This window comes from Pseudomonas sp. AC211, assembly GCF_979258055.1.
The window spans coordinates 4,480,417-4,503,564 of the sequence record NZ_OZ409830.1; the positions used below are offsets into that span (position 1 = coordinate 4,480,417).

At 62.7% G+C, this 23,148-nt stretch carries 24 protein-coding genes and 1 pseudogene; 18 read left to right on the plus strand and 7 right to left on the minus strand.

What is annotated here, in order from left to right; translation table 11 throughout:
* The first annotated feature begins 27 nt into the window (after positions 1-27).
* Both ACZZZP_RS21160 and ACZZZP_RS21165 read left to right on the plus strand, forming a co-directional pair.
* Entirely contained in the window at positions 28-300 is a 273-nt protein-coding gene (locus ACZZZP_RS21160; protein ID WP_122491889.1) for a TfoX/Sxy family protein, read from the plus strand.
* A 105-nt stretch (positions 301-405) separates the two neighbouring features.
* Positions 406-1,203, plus strand: coding sequence for a Crp/Fnr family transcriptional regulator (locus ACZZZP_RS21165; RefSeq protein ID WP_463384013.1), 798 nt, complete (start codon positions 406-408; stop codon positions 1,201-1,203).
* Between the two features lie 273 nt (positions 1,204-1,476).
* Here the strand turns inward: ACZZZP_RS21165 and ACZZZP_RS21170 are convergent, their stop codons facing one another.
* The 7 genes from ACZZZP_RS21170 to ACZZZP_RS21200 all read right to left on the minus strand — a co-directional run bounded on the left by ACZZZP_RS21170 (position 1,477) and on the right by ACZZZP_RS21200 (position 8,418).
* On the minus strand, positions 1,477-2,541 hold the full coding sequence (locus ACZZZP_RS21170; protein WP_463536824.1) for a hypothetical protein: 1,065 nt from the start codon (positions 2,539-2,541) through the stop codon (positions 1,477-1,479).
* Complete coding sequence (locus tag ACZZZP_RS21175) at positions 2,522-3,838, minus strand: DUF6160 family protein (protein ID WP_463536825.1); 1,317 nt, start codon at positions 3,836-3,838, stop codon at positions 2,522-2,524. Before ACZZZP_RS21175 ends, ACZZZP_RS21170 begins: the two co-directional genes overlap by 20 nt.
* Positions 3,839-3,849: 11 nt before the next feature.
* Positions 3,850-4,467 carry a hypothetical protein gene (locus ACZZZP_RS21180; RefSeq protein ID WP_463384015.1) on the minus strand — a complete coding sequence of 206 codons (618 nt, stop codon included), beginning with the start codon at positions 4,465-4,467 and terminating at the stop codon, positions 3,850-3,852.
* On the minus strand, positions 4,457-5,494 hold the full coding sequence (locus ACZZZP_RS21185; RefSeq protein WP_463384016.1) for a hypothetical protein: 1,038 nt from the start codon (positions 5,492-5,494) through the stop codon (positions 4,457-4,459). The genes ACZZZP_RS21180 and ACZZZP_RS21185 overlap by 11 nt, the downstream gene beginning before the upstream one ends.
* Position 5,495: 1 nt before the next feature.
* Complete coding sequence (locus ACZZZP_RS21190) at positions 5,496-6,578, minus strand: DUF6160 family protein (RefSeq protein ID WP_241000484.1); 1,083 nt, start codon at positions 6,576-6,578, stop codon at positions 5,496-5,498.
* A 188-nt stretch (positions 6,579-6,766) separates the two neighbouring features.
* Positions 6,767-7,375 carry a hypothetical protein gene (locus tag ACZZZP_RS21195; RefSeq protein ID WP_122491894.1) on the minus strand — a complete coding sequence of 203 codons (609 nt, stop codon included), beginning with the start codon at positions 7,373-7,375 and terminating at the stop codon, positions 6,767-6,769.
* Between the two features lie 269 nt (positions 7,376-7,644).
* Entirely contained in the window at positions 7,645-8,418 is a 774-nt protein-coding gene (locus ACZZZP_RS21200; RefSeq protein ID WP_122491895.1) for a ParA family protein, read from the minus strand.
* 309 nt (positions 8,419-8,727) lie between these two features.
* Between ACZZZP_RS21200 and ACZZZP_RS21205 the strand changes: the two genes are divergently transcribed.
* From ACZZZP_RS21205 to ACZZZP_RS21280, 16 genes and pseudogenes are all read left to right on the plus strand, one after another.
* On the plus strand, positions 8,728-9,468 hold the full coding sequence (locus tag ACZZZP_RS21205) for a beta-ketoacyl synthase chain length factor (RefSeq protein ID WP_463384017.1): 741 nt from the start codon (positions 8,728-8,730) through the stop codon (positions 9,466-9,468).
* Entirely contained in the window at positions 9,441-10,250 is an 810-nt protein-coding gene (locus ACZZZP_RS21210) for a lysophospholipid acyltransferase family protein (protein ID WP_122491896.1), read from the plus strand. The genes ACZZZP_RS21205 and ACZZZP_RS21210 overlap by 28 nt, the downstream gene beginning before the upstream one ends.
* A complete protein-coding gene (locus ACZZZP_RS21215; protein ID WP_122451521.1) occupies positions 10,231-10,491 on the plus strand; it encodes a phosphopantetheine-binding protein in 261 nt (86 codons plus the stop codon). The genes ACZZZP_RS21210 and ACZZZP_RS21215 overlap by 20 nt, the downstream gene beginning before the upstream one ends.
* An 11-nt stretch (positions 10,492-10,502) precedes the next feature.
* Entirely contained in the window at positions 10,503-10,760 is a 258-nt protein-coding gene (locus ACZZZP_RS21220; RefSeq protein WP_122451522.1) for an acyl carrier protein, read from the plus strand.
* A gap of 22 nt (positions 10,761-10,782) precedes the next feature.
* Positions 10,783-11,328, plus strand: coding sequence for a COG4648 family protein (locus ACZZZP_RS21225; protein WP_463536826.1), 546 nt, complete (start codon positions 10,783-10,785; stop codon positions 11,326-11,328).
* Positions 11,329-11,352: 24 nt separating this feature from the next.
* Complete coding sequence (locus ACZZZP_RS21230) at positions 11,353-13,035, plus strand: AMP-binding protein (RefSeq protein ID WP_463384018.1); 1,683 nt, start codon at positions 11,353-11,355, stop codon at positions 13,033-13,035.
* A complete protein-coding gene (locus ACZZZP_RS21235; RefSeq protein ID WP_463384019.1) occupies positions 13,022-13,780 on the plus strand; it encodes a glycosyltransferase family 2 protein in 759 nt (252 codons plus the stop codon). The genes ACZZZP_RS21230 and ACZZZP_RS21235 overlap by 14 nt, the downstream gene beginning before the upstream one ends.
* Positions 13,777-14,700 carry an LpxL/LpxP family acyltransferase gene (locus ACZZZP_RS21240; RefSeq protein WP_463384020.1) on the plus strand — a complete coding sequence of 308 codons (924 nt, stop codon included), beginning with the start codon at positions 13,777-13,779 and terminating at the stop codon, positions 14,698-14,700. Before ACZZZP_RS21235 ends, ACZZZP_RS21240 begins: the two co-directional genes overlap by 4 nt.
* Positions 14,693-16,237, plus strand: coding sequence for an HAL/PAL/TAL family ammonia-lyase (locus tag ACZZZP_RS21245; protein WP_463384021.1), 1,545 nt, complete (start codon positions 14,693-14,695; stop codon positions 16,235-16,237). Before ACZZZP_RS21240 ends, ACZZZP_RS21245 begins: the two co-directional genes overlap by 8 nt.
* Positions 16,230-16,655, plus strand: coding sequence for an acyl-CoA thioesterase (locus ACZZZP_RS21250; protein ID WP_463384022.1), 426 nt, complete (start codon positions 16,230-16,232; stop codon positions 16,653-16,655). The genes ACZZZP_RS21245 and ACZZZP_RS21250 overlap by 8 nt, the downstream gene beginning before the upstream one ends.
* Positions 16,652-17,245, plus strand: a complete 594-nt coding sequence (locus ACZZZP_RS21255) for an outer membrane lipoprotein carrier protein LolA (RefSeq protein WP_463384023.1) — start codon at positions 16,652-16,654, stop codon at positions 17,243-17,245. Before ACZZZP_RS21250 ends, ACZZZP_RS21255 begins: the two co-directional genes overlap by 4 nt.
* Positions 17,229-19,565 carry an MMPL family transporter gene (locus tag ACZZZP_RS21260; RefSeq protein WP_463384024.1) on the plus strand — a complete coding sequence of 779 codons (2,337 nt, stop codon included), beginning with the start codon at positions 17,229-17,231 and terminating at the stop codon, positions 19,563-19,565. The genes ACZZZP_RS21255 and ACZZZP_RS21260 overlap by 17 nt, the downstream gene beginning before the upstream one ends.
* Entirely contained in the window at positions 19,562-20,728 is a 1,167-nt protein-coding gene (locus ACZZZP_RS21265; protein WP_463384025.1) for a sodium:proton antiporter, read from the plus strand. The genes ACZZZP_RS21260 and ACZZZP_RS21265 overlap by 4 nt, the downstream gene beginning before the upstream one ends.
* Entirely contained in the window at positions 20,715-21,953 is a 1,239-nt protein-coding gene (locus tag ACZZZP_RS21270; protein WP_463384026.1) for an NAD(P)/FAD-dependent oxidoreductase, read from the plus strand. The genes ACZZZP_RS21265 and ACZZZP_RS21270 overlap by 14 nt, the downstream gene beginning before the upstream one ends.
* Positions 21,954-21,969: 16 nt before the next feature.
* Positions 21,970-22,725 (plus strand): class I SAM-dependent methyltransferase, encoded by a 756-nt coding sequence (locus ACZZZP_RS21275; protein WP_463384027.1) that lies wholly within the window; start codon positions 21,970-21,972, stop codon positions 22,723-22,725.
* Positions 22,722-23,090, plus strand: a pseudogene (locus ACZZZP_RS21280) (hypothetical protein); the annotation flags it as partial. The gene ACZZZP_RS21275 and the pseudogene ACZZZP_RS21280, both read left to right, overlap by 4 nt.
* Between the last annotated feature and the right edge of the window lie 58 nt (positions 23,091-23,148).

The window sequence follows — 23,148 nt, forward strand, 5'->3', positions numbered from 1 at the left end:
ACTAAGCACGGCAGCCAAGGAGGCGCGATGAACGACGAACTGCAACACCTCAAAAACCTGGGTAAAACCTCATCGCAATGGCTGCATGCCGTCGGCATCCATAGCGCAACCGACCTACGCCGCCTGGGTGCAGTGGGCGCCTACCGTGCCGTGCAGGCGCGCGGGTTCAGGGCGTCGAAGGTCTTACTCTATGCAATCGAAGGTGCATTGCTGGATGTGCACTGGAATGAGTTGCCTCCGGCCCACAAAGCGGAGTTGAATGGCCAGCTGGACGCTATGCCCCCGCACAATAAGAGCTAGCTCACATCCTCTGCGCTCGAGGATTTACGCCGAGGCGGCCACGAACTATTGTTTCAGGGACCTTCGTGCGTTCTCGAAAGCCCAGCCAGTTCAAGGAATTACTGTATGTACCTACTCGGGGAGCAACCGGCGTACGCCGACCAGCTGATCAACCGACTGCAAGGCATCCCCACGCAACTGCTGGAAGGGCTTGCGCCTTCGGGCGCGACCTTGCGTCTGGAGCGCACCGACGACCTCGCGCTAGCAGTGCCGGGAAATCAGCTGTTCATCATCGAAAACGGCTTACTGCATGCGTTGGTCGATGAGCGTCCGTTGTTCTATCTGCAGGAAGGCGATCTGTTCGGCCTGCGCCAAGGCATCGAATTTCCCACCTGCCGGTACAGCAGCGAAGAGCCCCTGAGCCTGGTGCCGTACACCCGCAGCGAAGTGTTCAAACATATCTATGCCAGCGAAATGCGGCTGGAACTGTTCGTTCAGTACTTGATTGGCCATACGGCGCTGCTGTCCGACGCACTCGCGCGTTTGAAACAGCCGGAAATCCGCCCCGCCACCGGCTTCCAGCATTTTGCTGCTGGCGAAGAGCTTATTCACCAGGGCGACGAAGCCGACCACGTATTCATCATCATCGAAGGCCACGCCGAGGCTTACGTCGACGGCCATAAGGTCGGCGATGTTCAGAAAGATGAAATCTTCGGCGCCATGGCGGTGTTCACCCGCGAGAAACGCAGCGCCACCGTTCTGGCCAGCGAGCCTTGCACGGTGATGGTGATTCCGAAGGAACAATTCCTCAGCCTCACGCAAAGCAATCCGCGTATCGCCCACAGCCTGATTGAAAGCATGGCGCGGCGCATCGATCTGCTGAACAAAGAAGTCACCCAGCTGCGTTTGCCCGCTAGCGAGTAAGCCGTACGCTGTACGCAAAACCCGGCCAAGCGCCGGGTTTTGTGCTTTTAAAGCCCGGCGAGAAAAAAGTTTGGGGGAAGGGGTTGACTGAGAAATGAGAATTGTTATTATTACCGCAACTGGTCGCGAGATCAGTCGATATTTTGAGAGACCTTCAGTCGGCCTTTCAGATTATCTCCTCATCAGGCTAATCACGGTTTTTGACCCGGCTCTTGCCGGGTCTTTTTTTGCCCGCGAAAAAGTGCGCGATGCGCGCCGATAAAAGCCGCGCGCTTAGTTAATCGGCGTAGCGGTGAGGTTGGCGCGAATGTCGGCGTTCTGCGCCTTGATGCCATACATGGCCGTCACCGCCCCGCCGGTTGGGTGCACATTCTGCAAGCGATCCACATTCACCTCTTTGAAGGTAATGCGCCCGTTCACCGCAAACCCCAGCGGATCCGGCGTCACGGTCGTGCCCGCATTCGCCCCGCTTTTCACTTTTACGGTGGTCGGCGCAACATCCAGGTTCAGGTCGGCATTCACGCCATAGGTATTGGCGTTGGGATTGTTCGGATCGCCGTCGGACGTGGAAAAGTTGTCGATCACCAACTGCGCCCCGGTGCCGTTGCCTGCCGTGCGGTTGGTTTCCCACAGCACCTGGTTGCGCTTCTCGTCGGTGGCGACGCCGTTGACCGAGCTGTCCACCGCCGTATCACGCACGAACACGCTTTTCAGTTTCACCGACACACCTTCGTTGCCGCGATCTTCCCAGCGCCCGCCGCTGGCGCCACAGGCGCTGGCCGTGCCGCCACTGCCGCCGACACACAACGCACCGGCGCCGCCTGAACTCAGCGCCAGGGTCGAACCCTGCTCGTACCGCTTGAGCATGATCCGCCCGAGACTGGTGCCCGTGGCGCGGTCACCCCAGCGCACATCGCTGACGTCGAGCTTCGACCAATACGTGCCCTTACGCAGTTCGACGCCGCCCTTCTCGCCCGCCGCGCCGCTGCTGATATCCAGCGTGCCGTCACGGAAATGCATGTCGTAACTGGTGCCCGACAACCACAAGCCGCGCCCGGCCTCGTCGACCGTAATCGCCGCGCGCGCTTCGGTCACATAGAAGTCAGCGTTGTAGCGCACACCGCTGCCCACGTTGCCGCCCGGTTGAATGGTCAGTTGGCCATTCAGGGTGAAGTCGTAGGCGGGAAAAATCTCCATCAGCACCAGCAACTCGGTGCCGCCCTGCAACGGCGCCGTGGCGCTGCCCACTCGCAGGCCATCGAAGCTGTAACTGCCCTTGACGTTATTGAGGCCCACACGCAGCCCGTCGTAATGGCCGTTATAGCTGCCCAGGCTCATGTCGCTCTGGGTGCCGCCGTAGCAGCCCGTGCTGGCCCCAGCGGCGCAGCTTTTTGGTCACATCGAGTGTCACCTGGCCGCTGCCGTTGGTGCGCAGGCCGCTGAACCACATGCTGTTGCCGTTATCGGTCAGCGATACCGAACTGTTGACCATGTTCCAGCTCACGTCTGCGGTCACGCCCTTGAGCCCGGAATTGACGTCGCCGCCCGCCCGCAGCTTCAGCCAGTTCTGCTTCGCGCCGTCATCGAGGAAATTCAGATCAATCCCAAGGCTGCCAAGCTTCTGGTTGCTGGCATTGCCAATAATCAGGCCGCCCAAGGTCGCATTCAGCCGCAAATCAGGAAACTTCACCTGAGCAAATGTCCCCACCGTGTCGCTCGCCAAGTCCACCGTCAGGCCACTGGTGCTGCTCAGCACGCCAGCAAAATTCTCGGCCCGCAGCACGCCTTCGTCCTGATACTGAAACAGGCTGTTGGTGATCGCGATATTCGGCCGAATACGAATGCCCTGCCCGCTGGCGCCGCCACTGGCAATGCTCAAGCTGCCGCCCAGGCGCAGGTCGAGCGTGAGCGAGCCAAAGCTTTTGCTCGCGTTAGGGTCGCGAGTGTCCGGATTTGTCGGCGTCGCCAGCACGCCGTTCACCGCATCGCCATGGGCCAGGTCGAGGCCGATGCCAGCGATGCTCGCCAGCACCCGCGAATTGCCGAGGTCCAGTTTCACTTCCTTGCCGCTGCCGCCATTGACGATGTCGACATACGCGGCGTTGAGGTAGGCGTTCAGCGACATGCCGTTGACGATCAGGTCGTAGCCGTTATCGCGGTAGTAAAACGTCACGTCGGTCAGCGACAGCGTGCTGTCATCCAGGCCGATGCCGCTCACCCCGCTGCTGCCGCCGCCTTTTACCTTCAGTGTCGCGCCCAAGGTGTAAAACGCGCGGAAACTGCCGAAGCTGTTGCTGCTGCCGGCCATCTCGACGTTGTTCACCGCCAGCACTTGCGGGCTGGCTTTGTGTTCGACCACCAACTGATTGCCGACCACATCGACCTTGGTGGTCGAAGTGGCCGTGGCGCCACTGGCCGGCCGATTGCTGACATCTTTGAGCGCCACGGTTTTGCCGTCTTCGCTGTAGCCGACCGAGCTTGCCGACCAACCACCGCCGCTGATTTCCATGCTGATGCCGGACTGCCCGTTCACACCGGCCAGGCTCTCATCGTCCAACGCCTGCATGGCCAGCGCCGGCGCACTGAGGCCCAGCAAGACGATGCACAGCGGTAAACGCAGCAACGAACGGCGCATCGGCTTACCCCTCAGTTTTTAGGAAACACCAGCACGTTGCCTTGCATACGAATGCTGCCGTCGATTTTCGCCGAGAAAATGTTGGTTTGCTGATAGCTCGCATCGCCGCCGTTAGCGGCAGTGCCGGCCTTGTTGCGCCAGCCGCCCTGGTTGGCCACCGCGAAGGTAAAGCGGGTGTCTTGAAACTTCACTTCGTTGGGCAGGCCGAACTCCAGCGTGTCCTGGGCGAACGTGGCGCCATCGCCATTGAAGCCGCTGTCGATAAACCGTGTGCGAAGAGTCAGACCGTCGAAGCTGAACACGCCTTTCATATTGTCCAGCACGTACCAGCCACCGGCCGCCTCAGCGCGAATGGCCAGGCGCATGCCGCAATCCTCCGGCGAGCTGGCGCCAAGGGTGGCGCAACTGCGTTGGTTGGCCGTCCAGGCGCTGGCGGTATTGGTGGTTGGCGTCGACCACAACACGCCGCCGTTTTTATTCACGCTGAAATCACCTGATAGATACACGCCGCCTTGGCCGCTGGTGGCGCTTAACGCGTCATCGGCCATGGGTTGCAACTCACTGCGCGCCAGCGCTGGCAGCAGCAAGGCCAGCCACAACACCAACCACTCGATGCGCTTAAAGGTCATGGCTGGTCACCTTCAGGTAATTGATGCTCAAGCCCTGCAGCGTGTTGTAGCCAAAGTTGTAGCCACCGGTGCTGTAGTTGCCGCTGCCGACCTTGAGGTTGTCGATGACGATATTGGTGCGCGGCGCATTGGCGTAGAAGTCGGTCGCCAACGTGTTGCGCTGCGCCGCCGTGGTGCCGCCCGCCGTGGGGTTGGGCAGCTCCAGCACAAACTGGCCATTGCTGTTGACATCGAACAGCAGCGGCTGGGTTTTGCCGTACCCCAGCGAGATGTTCGCGTACATGTTGCTCAGCGTGATGGTGCGCGCCTCTTGGTCAGCCGCCGTGGCGCAGTTGGTGGCGCCGGCCGCGCACGACATTACGGTCAGACCTTTCGCATATAAATTCAGGCGCATCTCGCCGACCAACTGACTACGGGCGCTATCGCCCCACAACCGCAGGTACGAGCCGTCCATGGCCAACTCGGCGATGTCGATATTTAGAATGTCGGTGCGCCCAGCAGCCACCTGAAAGTCGAAGCGAATACCCAGGTCAGCTTTCTCGCTGGCCCGGCTCGAACAGTTACTGCCCGCCGCCGCGTAGCCGGAAATACAGGCTTGCCCGGCAGCGCCTGTCAGCCGCTCCGGAAAGGTCAGCGCCAATACCGCGACATTGCTCGGCGTGGTTTGCACCCACACGCCATCGTCGCGAAGCGTGCGCAGGTTTTCGCCTTTGTTGAGGTCGAGCGTGAATGGCGAACTGAGGCGGCCGATGGTCACGGGACTGAGGTTGGCGCCTTTGTTACTACCGGCCGCGCCGAGGTAAAACTCTTTCACCGAAATCGGCACGTTCTGGCCGCTGCCGTTGGTGATGTCGTTGATGGTGATGGTCGCGTTGTTGGCGTCGAGCAGAATGTCTTCCAGCACAAAGCCGAAGCCGGCGCCTTGCACGCCCGACAATTCCTGATCGTCCAGCGCCTTCATCTCGGCCTGCGCCAAGGCGCTGAAGCCCAGCAGGGCCAAGCCAGCGAACCGCCAGAGAGCGTTCATATCAGCAACCCGCAGTGGCGCTGCCGAGGCAGGTGTCTTGCCGCGGAATGCCGTTGAACGCCTGGTTGAAGTCGATGTTGATCGGCGAAACCATATTGCCGTTGGCGTCTCGGTACTTGGGCATGTTCATGAACGCGCCCTTGAGGGCAGTCATAAAGCTGTTGCTGTCCAGGTCGCGCCAGGCCACATCCTTGGTCTGCAGCGAGATGAAAAAGCCTTTCGCCGCGCCTTCGATAGCAGCCGTGCCGGCTTGATCGGCGACGCCCAGGTTGCCCACCGGCAGCGATTTGAATTGGTCGAGGTTGAAGCACGTCTGAATGCCCAGCAGCGCGCAGCCGTTGGACTTGATAATGCCCAGCGCCGCGTCGGTCAGAATCGGCAGGCAGCCGCTGGTGCACGTCAGGCCGTCGCCATTTTTCACGCCTGCCTGGGTGCCACGAATCGGGTCGGCGGCGCCACTGCCATTGACCAGTTGCGCGTCCGCCTCCAACACGCTGGAGGTGTAAATGCCGCCGATGCCCAAAATCAGTTTTTGGCCGACGTTGGCCTGGTCATAAATCGCCTGGCCTGTGCCTTTGATATGCACCGGCACGTTGCCGGTCAGGCTGGAAATGTCACCGGACAGCGTGCCTTTGGCCTCGCCAAAACCGATGCGCACGCCGATGACTTTGTTGCCCTCGTACGCCAGCTCGATAAATGGATTGGCGATTTTGAACGCATTGATGCTGTCGTCGGCGTTCACCGTGCCGAGGGCAAAGTTGTTGATCAGAATGTCGGAAGAGCCCGCCACTTCGCCCGGCCGAGTGAGGGAATCGTTGTACTGCCCGAGCTGAAGTTTCTTCATATTCAGCTGGGTATCGAGATTTACGCCCAGGTTCACCCGCGTGTAGTTGATGCCCGCATTGGCGTCGGTGGTCAGGTTGATGAATGCCTGCCCGGTGACGTTCGACAGTTCACTGTCAGCCAGCGCCTCCAGCTTGGCCTGCGCAGCACCCGGCAGCACGGCCACGGCCAGCAGCGCCAGCGTAAACAGCGAACGGAAGGGAGACAGACGACCTGCGGCAAGGCTACGGGGCGAGCGCATGGCGATTTCCTTATTCTTATTGTGTTCGGACTCTCAGCAGCGCGCGGGCGCGGCAAGAATCTACGGCATCACTATAAGAACCTCGGCCGCAACCGGCGCCCGACCCATAGTCGAGTCTGTAGAGGTGAGATAACGGGGCGCGCGGGGCGACTGTTACGAGAAATCACACTGGCGTAACGCCACTGCGGTCAGTGCTGACGGAACAGCGCGATCAGGTGATCGGCAATGGCGCCCTTGATGGCGTCGACACTGAGTTTGGAGCTGTTGCCCAGCTTGTCCGGATTGATGCGATGCAGATGCAGCGACGGCATACGCGCCTCGTATTCGCGCAGATCGCCCTTGATCAGCACCGGCAAAAAGGTCTCGCCCTTGGCCGCGTAGCGCTGGATCAGCAGCTTGAGCCCTTCCTGAAACGGCAACTCTTTCGACGCTACCAACCGGTGCTCGCCGGGAATCTTCAAATACAGCCCGGTATAGCCCATGGTTTCGCCCGGCAAAATGTGAATACCGGTGGGCTCCACGGCATCGGCCGGCACGTCATTGAACGTATCGTGCCAGGCCTGTTCATCCGGAAGAATCGTGATGCTGCCCTCCTCCGACTCCGGCACCACGAAGCTGTAATTGCTGTACAGCTTCTCCACATAGCTGGAATAGATGCACAACCGATTCTCAAACCGCTGCAAAAACGCCACCGCTTCGCGGCGGTCGGTGATTGCGTCCAGGTCCCAGTCGAGGTCGCTTTGACGCTCCAACTCGTCCCAACGGGCTTGGGCATAGGCGGCGGTGGAAGTGGACATGGGCAATCCGTAGAAGAAAGGCAGACACACGGCTATCGCAGAAAACATGCCAAGGGATTCAAGTACTTAAATCGGGGGCGGTGGGGGCGGGAGATGGGAAGGGTGCGACCTTGAGGGGGCGGAAACTGCCGAAAATGGTCAGGTGGGGGTTGGCGCTTGGGACAGGCGGGGTTGGCGCGTTATTCAACCCCCACGTACGGCGCGGGGATCAAGAATCGCTCGCCATACCTAAAAGCTGAACAACACGCGAATGAATAATCAATGGGCCCCTAAACCCCAGCCTCCAGCAAGTTATGCAACTCCACAAACTGCAACGTCAACTTATGCTTGGGCTCCAAGAAAATCAGCGGCACCGACACCTGATGCGATTCACGCATCTTCACCGAGCTGGCCAGGTACACCGGCAACACCGGCAAGCCCTCGGCAATCAATTCATCCAGCAACTGCTGCGGCAAACTCGCCCGTGCCTGGAATTGGTTGACCACAATCCCCTCAACCTCCAACCCCTCGTTGTGGTCTTCCTTCAGCTCTTCAATCTCGGCCAACAGGCTGTACAGCGCCTGGCGAGAAAAACTGTCGCAGTCGAAGGGAATAAGCACACGATCAGCCGCGATCATCGCTGAAACGGTGTAGAAATTGAGGGCCGGCGGCGTGTCGAGGTAAATGCGATCGTAGTCTTCGGACAAGTCGTCGAGCAATTTGCGCAGCTTGTTAATCTTGTGTTTGGCTTCCAGCTTTGGCTGCAAGTCGGCCAATTCACGAGTGGCGGTCACCACGTGCAAGTTGTCGAACGGCGTTTCGTAGATGTCTACCTGACCTTTCTTGGAAAACGGCCCCGTCGATAAGGTTTGCTTGAAGAAATCGGCGATTCCCATGGGGATGTCTTCGCCGGTCAGCCCGGTGAGGTACTGCGTGGAGTTGGCCTGGGCGTCCAGGTCGATGAGCAACGTGCGATAGCCCTCTTGGGCACTCACCGCCGCCAGGTTGCAGGCGATGCTGGATTTCCCCACGCCCCCTTTCTGGTTAAACACTACGCGTCGCATATCCCCACCTCGTCCTGAGCCTCGAATAGTCCCGGATTCTATGCAAAGCGCACCGCCAGGGCGAGGCACTACCGCGAACAGTGACCAGCGGCGCGGATATTTCTCCGCAACATGGGCAAAATAGCGCCCGCAAAACCGCACCTGTAACCAAAGTTTGCCTGAGCCCCGCCGCGTCGGGATAATGCCGGCACTTTGCTATGGCGCTAGCGCGGTTGCGACTTTTCCACCGGCGAAGACAGCTGCGGCTGTTCGAGGGACCTGGCCAAGCCAGGAGCGATCGCCTTTTTTACATGGACGCAAAAGCTGCCGATGCATTTCTCAATCGAACAATGGCGTGCCTGGGCCCCCGGCCTGGAACAGGAAGCTGACTGGCTGGCATGGAGCCAACAGTCCGAGCCGCCTGCCGCCAGCGATTCGCTGCCCGACGTCAGCTTTCTTCCGGCCATGCAGCGCCGCCGCCTCAGCCCGCTGGCGCGCATGGCCTTCAGCGTCGCCTGGCCACTGGCCGACGCCCATGGCGCGCCGCTGCCGCTGGTGTTTGTGTCCCGTCACGGTGAAACCCCGCGCACCTTTGCCCTGCTCAGCGATGTCAGCGCTGGCGCGCCCTTGTCGCCCACTCAATTCAGCCTTTCTGTGCACAACGCCATCATCGGCCAGTGGTCGATCATGCGCGGCGACACCAGCGAAATGACCGCGCTGGCCGGCGAAGCCGATGGCCTGGAACATGCAGTGCTGGAGGCGCAGTTGTTACTGGCCGATGGTGCGCCCGCGGTATTGCTGGTGATCGCCGAAGACACACCGCCCGCCGCCTATGCCGGTTGGGTGAGTGATGTTCCGTTTCCCTACGCCGTCGCACTGCTGCTGACGCCAGGCGACCGCTGGAACCTGCACCTGAGTACCAAAACGCAAGCACACGCAACACCTGCCGATACAGCCACCGCAGAGTGGCCGCACGCACTTAACCTGGTTTGCGCCTTGAATAACGGCGCAACCACCTTGGAGCATCGTTGGAGGAATCGACAATGGAGCTGGCAACAGAACAGCGCCTGAGCCGTTACAGCGCGCCCTATTGGTGGCGCCTGATCGCAACCGCCCTGAGCTTCACGCTGTTCGGGGTCGGTGGCGTACTGCTGCGCATCGTGGTGTTCCCGCTGCTGTCGCTGCTGCCGGGCGACGCCGTGGCGCGCCGCACCCGCGCCCGTGCCACCGTGAGCTGGACGTTCCGCGCGTTCGTGGAGTTCATGCACCGCACCGGCGTGCTCACGTTTGAAGTGCAAGGCATCGAGCGCCTTGGGCGTCCGGGACAAATGGTCATCGCCAATCACCCGTCGCTGATCGACGTGGTGGTGCTCATTGCCTTCATCCGCGACGCCAACTGCGTGGTCAAGCAGAGCCTGTGGGACAACCCCAGCATGCGTGGGCCGATTCGTGCTGCCGAGTACATCAGCAACAGCGGCAGCATGGACATGCTCGACGAAACCTCCGGCGCGCTGCGTGAAGGGCAAACCCTGGTGATATTCCCCGAAGGCACGCGCACCACGCCGGGGCAGGCGCCAGAGTTTCACCGGGGCGCCGCCGCTATCGCCTTGCGCGGTGCAACGGTGGTGACGCCAGTGGTCATCAGCGTAACGCCCACCACGCTGACCAAGGCCGAGCCTTGGTACCGCATCCCGGCGCGGCGCTTCCACTTCAAAATGCGCGTGGGCGAGGACATCGACCCGCAGCAATTCGCCGCCCACAGCTCGGCACCCATCGCCTCGCGCAAACTCAACGAACATCTGCACCAACACTTTATTAAGGAGCTCGCCAAAGATGAGCGATCTGCAACTTGAAATAAAAAACCTGATCATCGAGGCACTGGGCCTGGAAGACATCGGCCCCGACGATATCGACGCCGAGATGCCGCTGTTCGGCGAAGGCCTGGGCCTGGATTCGGTCGACGCCCTGGAGCTGGGCCTGGCTATCCAAAAGCGCTTCGGCTTCAAGATTGACGCCGACGCCAAAGACACCCGCAAGCACTTCGCCAACGTGGCTAGCCTTGCTGTGTTCGTGTCTGCACAGCAAGCCGCGTAAGAGAGATGACCATGCAAAACCGTGACGAAATCTTCACCACCCTGCGCGAGTCGCTGGTCGAGCTGTTCGAGCTTGAGCCCGAGCGCGTCACCCTGGAAGCCAACCTGTACCAGGACCTGGAAATCGACAGCATCGACGCCGTCGACCTGATCGACCACATCAAGCGCAAAACCGGCAAGAAACTCGCCGCTGAAGACTTCAAGGCCGTGCGCACCGTCGGTGACGTGGTCGAGGCGGTGTTCCGCCTGGTCAACGCGCCCGCCGCCTGAGGGTGTTGTTCGTGGACAAGGCATGAACCGCCTGATTGGTTTGGTGCTGCTGGTGGCCGGCCTGGCCTACCCCTTCGCGGTGTATTACGGCCAGCAACACCTGTCGCCGCGCTTCTTTGCCCTGCTGCTCGGCGGCTTGTGGCTGGCGCGCTTCCTGACGCAGGGGCAACGTCCGGGCAGCCGCGGCATGGCCACCGCTGCGCTGGGCTTTTGCGTATTGCTGGGCCTGGCGGACAGTCACGAGGTGCTGCGCTGGTATCCGGCGCTCATCAGCCTGTTCGGCCTGGGGCTGTTCGGCCTCAGCCTGAAATACGGCCCGCCGATGGTCGAACGCCTGGCGCGGCTGCGGGAGCCGGAGCTGCCTGAAGTGGCCATCGTCTACACCCGGCAAGTGACCAAAGTGTGGTGTGGGTTCTTTGTGTTCAATGCGCTATTGGTCAGCGCCCTCACGCTGTGGGCGCCGTTGAGCTGGTGGACGCTCTACACCGGCGTGATTTCTTACGTTTTGATGGGCCTGTTGTTCGCCGGTGAATGGCTGGTGCGCCAACGTGTGCGAGCCCAGGGATGAAGTGCCAGCTATGAAATGCCGACTATGAAATGGATAACCCTGCAAGACCTGCTCAGCCCCGTGCTGCAACGCCCAGTCGCCATTGAGCCGGCGTTGCAACATGCCGACCTGTGCGTGCAAGCGCTGAGCGTCGCCGCCGGCCTGCAAGCCCGCGGCGTGCGCAACATGGCCGTGCACCTGGAAGACAGCGCCGAGTTGGCCATTGCCCTGCTGGGCGCCTGGCGTGCCGGCGTGCGCGTGTTGCTGCCAGCCGATCTGCAAGCGCAAAGCCGCGAACGCCTGGCGCCGCAGGTGGATCTCTGGCTCAGCGACCAGGACGGTGACGCGCGCCTGGCCGAGCTGCACGCCGAGCCACTGCCAGCCGCCACGCTCGATCTCGATTTTATCGGCCTGACCCTGTGCACCTCCGGCTCCAGCGGCGAGCCCAAGCTGATCGACAAAACCCTGCGCCAGATGCACAACGAAGTCGCCGCCCTGCAAGCCCTGTGGGGCGAAGAGCTGGGCGATGCGGTGATCGTCGGCAGCGTCGCCGCGCAGCACATTTACGGCCTGTTATTCCGCGTGCTCTGGCCGCTGTGTGCGGGCCGCGTATTTGTACGTCGCCCACAACCCTTCCCGGAAGATTTGCAACGCTGGAGTCTGCCGCAAACGAATTTCGCCTGGATCGCCAGCCCGGCGCTGCTCAAACGCATGGGCGACAACCTCGACTGGCAGGCGCTGAGCCGCGTGCGCCGGGTGTTTTCCTCAGGCGGCCCGCTGCCAGCAGAAACCGGCGCGCAGCTGGGCGAACTGCTCGGCCAGGTGCCCACCGAAATATTCGGCAGTTCGGAAACCGGCGGCATCGCCTGGCGCCAGGGCGGTTCGCAGTGGCAGCCGTTTGCCGATGTGCAGGTCGGCCTTAACGAAGACGGCGCGCTGTACATTCGCTCGCCCTACCTCGCGCCCGGTCATACCGAGCAAACCGCCGATGGCGCCACGTTGCATGACGACGGCCGTTTCGAACTGCTGGGCCGACTCGACCGCATCGTCAAACTGGAAGAAAACCGCATCTCCCTGCCCATGCTCGAACAGGCGCTGGCCACACACCCGTGGGTGGGCGAGGCGCGCTTTGGCGTGGTGCACGACAAGCGTGCCTACCTCGGCGCGTTGGTGGCACTGAACGACGCTGGCTTGCACGCGTTGCGCAATCAAGGCCGCCGCGCCGTCACCGACAGCCTGCGTCAGCACCTGAGCCCGCATTGCATCGCCCTGGCGCTGCCGCGTCGCTGGCGTCTGGTGCGCCATTTACCGCTGAACGCCCAGGGCAAACTGCCGCAAGCGTCGCTCGAACAACTGCTGCACGCGCCGCGCACGCTGCTGCCGGATGTGGTCAGCCAGCGAGAAGAAAATGGCGAATGGCACCTGGAGCTGGACGTGCCGCTGGACCTCGCGCACTTCACCGGCCACTTCCCGAAAACGCCGATTTTGCCCGGCGTGGTGCAGGTCGATTGGGCGCAGAATCTGGCGCGGCAACTGATGGTGTTGCCGCCGCGTTTCTGCGGCATGGAAGTGCTGAAGTTCCAGCAACTGGCGCGCCCCGGCGACCGCTTGCAGTTGCACCTGCGCTTCGATGCGGAGCGCGGCAAGTTGTATTTCAGCTACCGCAATGGCGAGGCCGCGTGCTCGTCCGGGCGCATTTTGCTGGAGGCGGCCCGTGTCGACGCCTAACCCGCCCGCCAGTCACGCCGTGTGCGCGGTCATCCCCGTGTACAACCACGAACACGCGCTGCCCGCCGTGGTCGAGGCGCTGCATGCCAGCGGCCTGCCATGCGTGTTGGTGGACGATGCGTCGAGCCCGGCTTGCGCGGCGGTGATGGATCAACTCGCCACGCGTGAAAACACCCACCTGGTTCGCCTCATGGAAAACCAAGGCAAAGGCGGCGCCGTCATGGCGGGCCTGCGCGAAGCTGCTCGGCTGGGCTTTACGCACGCCCTGCAAGTGGACGCTGACGGCCAGCACGACCTGACCAACCTGCCGCAATTTTTGCAGCAGTCAGCGGCGCAGCCGGGCCATCTGATTTGCGGCTACCCGCAGTTCGATCACAGTGTTCCAAAAGGCCGGTTGTATGCGCGCTACATCACCCACATGTGGGTGTGGATCAACAGCCTGTCGCTGCAGATTCGCGACTCCATGTGCGGCTTTCGCGTATACCCGCTGGCCTCCACGCTGGCGCTCATCAACTCGGTGAAGATGGGCAAGCGCATGGACTTCGACACCGAAGTGCTGGTGCGCCTGAGCTGGCGTAACCAGGCCATGATCTGGCTGCCCGTTAAGGTGCAATACCCGCAAGACGGCCTCTCGCATTTTCGCGTGCTGCTCGACAACGTGCTGATCTCGAAAATGCACGCCATCCTGTTCTTCGGCATGCTCTGGCGCTCGCCGGCCATTCTCGCTCGCCGGTGGTTGCGATGAAAAACGGCCACTGGGCACGGCATAACGAGCGCGGCAGTTACCTGCTGATGGCGTTCACTGCCTGGCTGGCGCGCAACCTCGGGCGCCGCGTACTCAGCCCGCTGCTGCATGTGATCGTGCTGTATTTCTACCTGGCCGGGCGCAGCGCGCGGCACAGCGTGCAGGAGTATCAGCAGCGTCTGGCCGACTGGAGCGCCCGCCCGGATCTACAGCCGACCCGCCGTTCCGTGTTCAACCAGTTCATGGCCTTCGCCGACACCTTGCTCGACAAGCTCGACGTCTGGAGCGGGCGCCTGGGCCTGGAGCAGGTCACCCTGATAGACAACACCGATGTGCGCGGCAAGCTGCACCGCGACCAGCGCGGGCAAATGCTGGTGGGCGCGCACCTGGGCAACCTCGAAGTCTGTCGCGCCCTCGCCGAACTGGGCGAAAAAGTGCAGATGAATGTGCTGGTCCACACCAAGCACGCCGAGCAATTCAACCGCTTGCTCAACCAGGCCGGCGCCACCCATTTGCGCCTGATTCAAGTGAGTGAGCTGGACGCCGCGATCATGCTGCAACTCAGCCAGCGCCTGGAGCGCGGCGAGTGGCTGGCGATTGCCGGCGACCGCGTGCCGCTGCATGGCGGGCGCCGCGCGCGGGTGAATTTTCTCGGCCACCCGGCCGAGCTGCCGCAAGGTCCGTGGCTGCTGGCGGGCTTGCTGCAATGCCCGATCAATTTGCTGTTCTGTCTAAAACTCAACGGCCGTTATCAGGTCACCCTCGAACCGTTCGCTGAGCGCATTGAATGGCGCCGCAGCGACCGCGAGCAGGTGATCGAGCGGCACGCCCAAGCGTATGCCGAGCGGCTGGCGCACTACTGCCTGCAAGCGCCGCAGCAATGGTTCAACTTCTTCCCCTTCTGGATAGCCCATGACTAGCACACACGCCCCCACCGTGGTGTTCGGCGCCCAACCGCTGAGCATTGAGCAGGTGGTCAACCTGGCCGAACAACGCAGCCCAACCGCCCTGCAAAGCGACGGCGAATTCCGCCAGCGCATCGCCAAAGGCTCGCAGTTTCTCGACTCGTTGCTCGACAAAGAAGGCGTGATCTACGGTGTAACCACCGGCTACGGCGACTCTTGCGTGGTGGCGGTGCCGTTGGAACACGTTGAGGCCTTGCCGCGACACCTGTTCACCTTCCACGGCTGCGGCCTGGGCAAATTGCTCGGCCCGGTCGCCACCCGCGCGGTGTTAGCGGCGCGCTTGCAGTCGCTGTGCCAGGGCGTGTCCGGCGTGCGCATCGAGTTGCTGGAACGCCTGCAAGCCTTCCTCGATCACGACGTACTGCCGCTGATTCCGGAAGAAGGCTCGGTGGGCGCCAGCGGCGACCTGACGCCGCTTTCCTACGTGGCCGCCACCCTCACTGGCGAGCGCGACGTGCTGTTCCGTGGTGAAGTGCGCAGCGCCGCCGAGGTGCATGCCGAGCTCGACTGGCAGCCGCTGACCCTGCGCCCCAAAGAAGCTCTGGCCTTGATGAACGGCACCGCCGTGATGACCGGCCTCGCCTGCCTGGCCTACTCGCGCGCCGACTACCTGTTGCAATTGGCCACGCGCATCACCGCCCTCAATGTGGTGGCGCTGCAAGGCAACCCGGAACACTTCGACGAGCGCCTGTTTGCCGCCAAGCCGCACCCGGGCCAAACCCAAGTCGCCGCCTGGCTGCGCAAAGACCTGGCCATCGACGCCCCAACCGCACCGCTGCATCGTCTGCAAGACCGCTACTCGCTGCGCTGCGCACCCCATGTGCTCGGCGTGTTGGCCGACAGCCTGGGCTGGTTGCGCCAGTTCATCGAAATTGAACTGAACAGCGCCAACGACAACCCGATCATCGACGCCGAGGCCGAGCGCGTGCTGCACGGCGGGCACTTCTATGGCGGGCATATCGCCTTTGCCATGGACGGTCTGAAAAACCTGGTGGCCAACGTCGCCGACCTGCTCGACCGCCAGCTCGCGCTGCTGGTCGACACCCGTTACAACCACGGCTTGCCCAGTAACTTGTCCGGCGCGCCGGCCCACACGGCGATGATCAACCACGGCTTCAAAGCCGTGCAAATCGGCGCCAGCGCCTGGACCGCCGAGGCGCTGAAAAACAGCATGCCGGCCAGCGTGTTCTCGCGCTCCACCGAATGCCACAACCAAGACAAAGTCAGCATGGGCACCATTGCCGCGCGCGACGCCTTGCGTAGCCTGGAGCTCACCGAGCAAGTGGCCGCCGCCACTCTGATCGCCGCCAACCAGGGCGTGTGGCTGCGTGGCCACGAGCAAGACGCCCGGCCGCTGCCACCGTCGCTCGCCGCCATGCACCAGCAATTGGCCGAAGACTTCCCGCCGGTGATCGAAGACCGCGCCCTGGAGCGCGAACTGCGCCTGTGCCTGACGCGCATCCGCAGCCGCCACTGGAGCCTGTATGCGTAGCCATGGCGTGATCCAAACCGAAATCGAAGTGGTGGTGCCGTTTTTCGACGTCGACATGATGGAAATCGTCTGGCACGGCCACTACGTCAAATACCTCGAAGTGGCGCGTTGCGCGCTGCTCGACAAGATCGGCCACAACTACGCCAACATGCGCGAGGCCGGTTACGCCTGGCCCATCATCGACCTGCAACTGCGCTACATGCGCGGTGCCAAGTTCGGTCAGCGCCTGATCGTGCGCGCCGATCTGGTGGAGTGGGAAAACCGCCTGAAGATCAATTACCTGATCAGCGACGCCGCCACCGGCGAGCGCATGACCCGCGCCAGCAGCGTGCAAGTGGCGGTGGAAATCGCCAGCCTGGAAATGCAGCTGGCCTCGCCTGCCGTGTTCGTTCAGGCCGTCGAGCGCGCCATCCCATGAAGCGCTTCCTTGCCCTGCTGCTGAGCGTGGCGCTGGCGCCGCTGGCCCACGCCTTCGACCTCGACCAACTGGCCGCTCAACTGGCCAAACCGGCCGTGGTGCGCGGCCCGTTCGTGCAGGAAAAACACCTGCGCGCGTTGCCCAAGCCGTTCACCAGCACGGGCCAGTTTGTGCTGAGCAAAGACCTCGGTTTGCTCTGGCAATTGCAAACGCCGCTGCAACAGGAATACCGCATCGACGGCAGCGGCATCGCCAAGCGCACGCCACAAGGTTGGCAGCCCGTGGCACAGCAAAGCGCCAGCGCCCAGCAGAACCGTCTGTTTCTGGCCGTGCTCAAAGGCGACAGCAGCGGCTTGCGCCAGGACTTCGACTTGCGACTGAGCGGCGAAGCCGGCGCCTGGACCCTCGACCTGACGCCGCGCAGCCTGATGCTCAAGCAAATTTTCAGCGCCATTCAGATTCAGGGCGGCGAGCAAGTGGCGCGCATCGAACTGCGTGAAACCCAGGGCGACAGCACCGTGCTGCGCCTGACCGATAGCCACGCCGAGAGCCAACTCAGCGACACGGACCGTCATGCTTTCGCGGATTGATCACTGGGGGCCTCGGCTCTTTACCGTCGCGCTGTTGGCGCTGCTGGCCGTGGCCGCCTGGCAGTGGCGCGGCGGTGCGCCGATTTCCGCGAATCTGCTGGAACTGGTGCCCAGCGACACGCCGGACCTGCTGGAACAGCGCGCGGAAAAAATCGTTCAGGAACCGCTGAACCGCGAGTTGGTGGTGCTGATCAGCTTTCCCGACCGGCAGAAAGCCCTGAGCCAGGCGGCCGCCATTGGCCAGCAATGGCAGCAGGAAAAACTGTTCGAAAAAGTGCAGTGGGATGTCAGCTACGACCTCGCCCAGGTGCGCCAGCAGGTGCTCGGCAATCGCCTGGCTTTGCTCGGCGCTGAAGACCGCCAGTTGCTTCAGCAAGACCCCCGCGCCTTCGTCGAACGCCGCGTGCAGGATTTATTCGACCCCTTCCGCAGCCAGGGGCTGATCGCCACCGAGCAGGATTGGCTGGGCCTTGGCGCCCTGATCGAGAAAAAGCTGCCGCGTGCCCACAACGTGCAAGTCGACCTGAGCGGCGCACTGCTGGCCGAAAGTGACGGCAAAACCTGGGCGCTGCTGCGCGCGCGCACCCGTGGCGATGCCTTCGATGGCAACCTGCCGTTGGCCGTAGAAACCCTGGTAGCCAGCGCCCGCGCCGAGGTTCAAGCGCAAGGCGGCGAGCTGCTGGCCACCAGCGGGCTGCTGTACTCGGCCCACGGCCAGCGTCAGGCCACCCGCGAAATCAGCTTTATGGGCAGCGTGTCGAGCATTGGCGCCTTGCTGCTGATCCTGGTCGCCTTCCGCCGCTTGCGCGTGCTGGTGGCGCTGCTGCCCGCCGCCGTCGGCGTGCTCGCCGGTCTTACCGCATGCGTTGCGGTGTTCGGGCAGATTCACGTCCTGACGCTGGTGCTCGGTGCCAGCCTGATTGGCGTGGCCATCGACTACCCGCTGCACTTGCTGTCCAAAAGCTGGACGTTGCAACCGTGGAACAGCTGGCAGGCGCTGCGCGCCACGTTCCTCGGCCTAACCCTGGGCCTGGCCACCAACGTGATTGGCTACCTGGCGCTGGCGTTTACGCCATTCCCGGCCTTGAGCCAGGTGGCCATTTTTTCCTCGGCCGGCCTGCTGGGTTCTTACCTGTGTGCGGTGTGCTTGTTGCCGACCTTGCTCGGCAGAGGGCCGATCGTGCCATGGGCCAAACCGTATGGCCTGGCCACCCGTTTGCTGGCTTGGCGTCGGCGCTTGCTGTCGCGTATCGGCACGCCGTGGCTGCTGCTGATCTTCGTGCTGTTCTGCGCCGGCGGCGTGCTGCAACTGCAGCACAAGGACGATCTGCGCCAATGGGCCAGTACCCCGCCGCAGTTGCTGCAACAGTCGCAGGCAATCAGCAGGATCATTGGCTTTCAGCCCACCAGCCAGTTCTATCTGGTACGCGGCAAAGACGAAGAACAACTGCTGCAACGCCAGCACCTGCTCGGCCAGCGCCTCGACGCCCTGGTTGCCGACGGCAAATTGAAAAGTTACCTGGCACTGAGCCAATTGGTGGCGCCGGCCTCGGAGCAAAACAGCCTGCGCGCCTCGCTCAGCGCCGTGCCGACTAACAGCGCAGCCTTGCAGGCGCTCGGCGTTACGCCGCAACAGGTCGAAGCCGAAGTACGGCAACTGCAAGCCCTGCCCAACCGCAGCATTGAACAAGCCTTGGCCGGCACACTCGGCGAGCCGTGGCGCACGCTGTGGCTGGGGCCAACCGGCGAAGGCGAAGTGGCTGGTTTGGTGAGCTTGCAAGGCTTGAGCAACGCCGACCTGCTGGTTGCCCAAGCCGACGGTTTGCCTGGGGTAAAACTGATCGACCGCCTCGGGCAGCTCAATCGTCTGTTCGCCGCCACGCAAATCAGCGCAGCGGAACTGAAACTAGCCTCGTGCCTGCTGATCTTCGCCCTGCTCTGCCTGCCGTTCGGACCGCGCGGCGCGGCGCGAGTGCTGGCGGTGTCGCTGCTGGCGGCACTGGCCAGCTTGGCGAGCCTGGGCTGGCTGGGGCAGCCGCTGACCTTGTTCAGCCTGTTCGGCCTGCTGTTGGTAACGGCCATTGGCGTGGATTACGCCATCATCATGCGCGAGCGGGTCGGCGGCGAAGCCACCAGTTTGTTGGGCACCTTGATGTCGGCGCTGACCACCTGGCTGTCGTTCGGCCTGCTGGCCGTGTCGAGCACGCCAGCGGTGAGCAACTTCGGCCTGACCATCACCATCGGCTTGGCCTTCAGCTTTTTGCTCTCGCCCTGGGCCGGTGAACCGCCCAGCCCCGCGCACAAGGAGCTGGCGTCATGATGGTGATGCTGTTCTGGCTACTGGCCTTGGCCTTGTTCGGCGGCGTCGCGCTGCTGGGGCGCCAACGGCTGATTCCCATCGTCGGCCAATTGCTGGTCGCCAGCCTGGCGATTCCGTTGTTGCTGTTGGCGTGGGTAGAACCGCACTGGCAACTCAGCGCCAAGCAACTGCTGGCGCCGACCTGGCTGAGCCTGCTGTACAACCTGAGTTTCGCCCTGCTGCTGGGTTACATCCTCAGCGATGTGGTGGACCTTCACGTCAGCAGCGCCAGCCTGAAGATCGCCCTGCCCAGTTTCGCCGTGCCACTGCTGGCCGGCATCGCCGCCGCGCTGTGGCTGCTGCCGGACACAAGCGGTTGGCTGAGCGCGGTGGGCATCGGCTTGCTGTTTTCCATCACCGCGATTCCGGTGTTGTTTCTGTATTTGCAAAACATCGGCTACCCGGCCGAGGGCATCAAACGTCTGCTGCACGCGGCGATTCTGATGGACCTGATGTGCTGGAGCCTGTTCGGCCTGGCCCAGGGCAGCGCCGACCCGCAGACCTTGTTTTGGCCGCTGTTGGCCGCCGGTCTGCCGCTGCTGTTGAACAAGGTACTGGGCCTGCGCCATGCGCTGTTTTACAGCCTGCCGTTCTTCGCCCTGATGCTGGTTTTTCAACAGCTCAAACTGAACGCGCTGGTGTTTGGCATCGGCTACATGCTGTGCCTGGCGTGGCTGAAACAGCCCTTCGCCCTGCCACTGCCCGCCGCGCAGTGGAAGTGGCTGCTCAACGGCCTGGCCATTCCGCTGATTCTGACCTGCGGCGTACTGCGGGTAGATTTCCACGGCATCGGCGCCAGCTATTCCTGGCTGCACCTTGGCGCGCTGCTGGCGCTGCCGGTGGTGAGCAAATTGCTCGGCAGTTGGCTCGGTTTGCATTGGGCCATGCCCGGCGCCAGCCAGCGGCTGAAATGGTCGGAAAGTGTGCTGCTGAATATTCGCGGCCTGACCGAAGTGGTGTTCCTCAATCTGCTGCTGCAACTGCACCTGATCGACGCCCTGACCTATTTCAGCCTGCTGCTGATGAGCCTGTTTTCTACCTTGCTGCCCGCCCTGTTGGGCGTGGGCAAATCCCGAATTTCTTCGCAACAGTCCGCCACAAGGAGTCCCCATGGTGTCGCTTGAATTGGAACAGCGCCGCGTACTGGTCATCGGCGCAGGCCCGTCCGGCGCTATCGCCGCGGCTCTGCTGAAACGCAACGGGCATGACGTGCTGATCATCGAGCGTCAGCAATTCCCGCGTTTTTCCATCGGCGAAAGTCTGCTGTCCCATTGCCTGGATTTCGTCGAAGAAGCCGGAATGCTTGAAGCCGTCGAAGCCGCTGGCTTCCAGCGCAAGAACGGCGCCGCGTTTGCCTGGGGCGAGCGCCGCACGCATTTTGATTTCCGCGAAAAATTCACCGACGGCAAGGGCTGGACCTTCCAGGTGCAGCGCGCCACGTTCGACAAATTGCTAGCCGATCAGGCCGAGCTGCAAGGCGTGGAAATCCGTTACGAAGAAGAAATCATCGCCACCGACTTTTCCGCCAAGCCGATTGCCACCGTGCGCCGCCTGGACGGCAGCGAATACCGCGTGCAAGCCGACTTCGTGCTCGACGCCAGCGGTTACGGCCGCGTGCTGCCGCGCTTGCTCGACCTGGAAGCGCCGTCGGCCTTCCCGGTGCGCCAGGCCTTGTTTACCCACATCGAAGACCGCATCGACGATACGACTTTCGACCGCGAGAAAATCCTCGTCACCACCCACCCGACCATGCGTGACGTGTGGTTCTGGCTGATCCCGTTCAGCAACGGCCGCTGCTCCCTGGGCGTGGTGGCGTCCAGCGAGCGCTACGAGGGTCGTCCAGAGGACATGGAAGCGGCGCTGCGCAGCTTTATCGAGGAAACCCCAAGCCTGGGCAACCTGATTAAAAACGCCCAGTGGGACACCCCGGTGCGCAGCCTCGGCGGTTACTCGGCAAACGTCAAAACGCTGCACGGCCCGGGCTTCGCGCTGCTGGGCAACGCGGCGGAATTTCTCGACCCGGTGTTCTCCTCCGGCGTCACCATCGCTATGCGTTCGGCGAGCATGGCGGCCGGCTTGCTCAACCGTCAGTTGAATGGTGAAACGGTGGACTGGCAAAGCGAGTTCGCCGCGCCGCTCAAGCGTGGGGTGGATGCGTTCCGCGCCTATGTCGAAGGCTGGTACGACGAGAGCTTCCAAAACGTGATCTACCACCCCGCCGCCGCCCCGGAAATTCGCGGCATGATCTGCTCGATTCTGGCCGGCTACGCCTGGGACCTGAAAAACCCCTACGTCGCCGAGCCCAAGCGCCGCCTGCGTGTGCTGGCCGAGCTGTGCGCCACCGCGTGACAAGGACGATAAGCCGATGAACGCACCGATCCAGCCGTCGCCGCACAACCCAGCGGGCCGCAACTACGTTGAGGAAACCCGCTTCGGTTTCTGGTTCTTGCAGAGTCACGTCTGGCAGCACCACGTGCTGCGGGTGGCGATCAACGACCTCAAGGGCCTGCTCGGCCAGGCGCTGCCCAGCGATGCGGTATTGCTGGACGCCGGTTGTGGGCAGGGCAAGTCGTTCCGTCTGCTGCAAAACGCGTTTGCCCCGGCGCAGCTGATTGGCCTGGACGCCGACCCGCACAGCCTGACCATGAGCCGCGCCGAGGCCGAACGTGAAGGCTTGGCGGTTCAATTGCTGAGCAGCGATTGCGCGTCGATTCAGCTGCCGGACGCCAGCGTCGATGTGATTTTCTGCCACCAGACGTTCCACCATTTGGTGGAACAGGAAGCGGCGCTGGCCGAATTCTGGCGCGTGCTTAAACCCGGCGGTTGGCTGCTGTTTGCCGAGTCGACCCGGTACTACATCGACACCTGGGTGATTCGCTGGTTGTTCCGTCACCCCATGCACGTGCAACGCAGCGCCGACGAATACCTGGCCATGCTGCGCGCCCAGGGTTTCGAGTTTGGTCCGCAGAACGTTTCGTACCCGTACCTGTGGTGGAGCCGCTCGGCCGACTTCGGCTTACTGGAACGCTGGAAGCTGGTGAAGCCCAAAGCCGTGGGCCAGCGCAATGAAACCCTGGTGAACGCCGCCGTGCGCAAACCACTGGCGAGCCACAGCGCATGAAACGCTTCCTCGCGCCCCTGCTGCTGGCTCTGCTGTTGAGCGCCTGTGCCCATCAGGCGCCGCTGCCAGCGCACGCGCCGCGTCTGGACTTGCCGCTGCAATTGCATGTGCAGCGTGAACAGGCCGGGCAAACCCAGGACTGGTTTCTGGTGCTGCAACAGGAAGGCCCGGCGCTGCGCTGGTCGCTGATCGATCCCATGGGCATTCCTGTGGCGCGCCAACTGCTGACCGGCAACCAATGGCAGAATGACGGCCTGCTGCCGCCCAACCCCGAGGCGCGCGAGCTGTTTGCTGCCTTGCTGTTTGCCCTGACCCCGGCCGAGCAAGTGTCCGCTTATTACCCCGAGGCGGATTGGCAGCAACAGGCGCAACAACGCCGCCTGATGGAAGCGGGCGCCGCGCGCTGGCGCGTGGACTACCAGC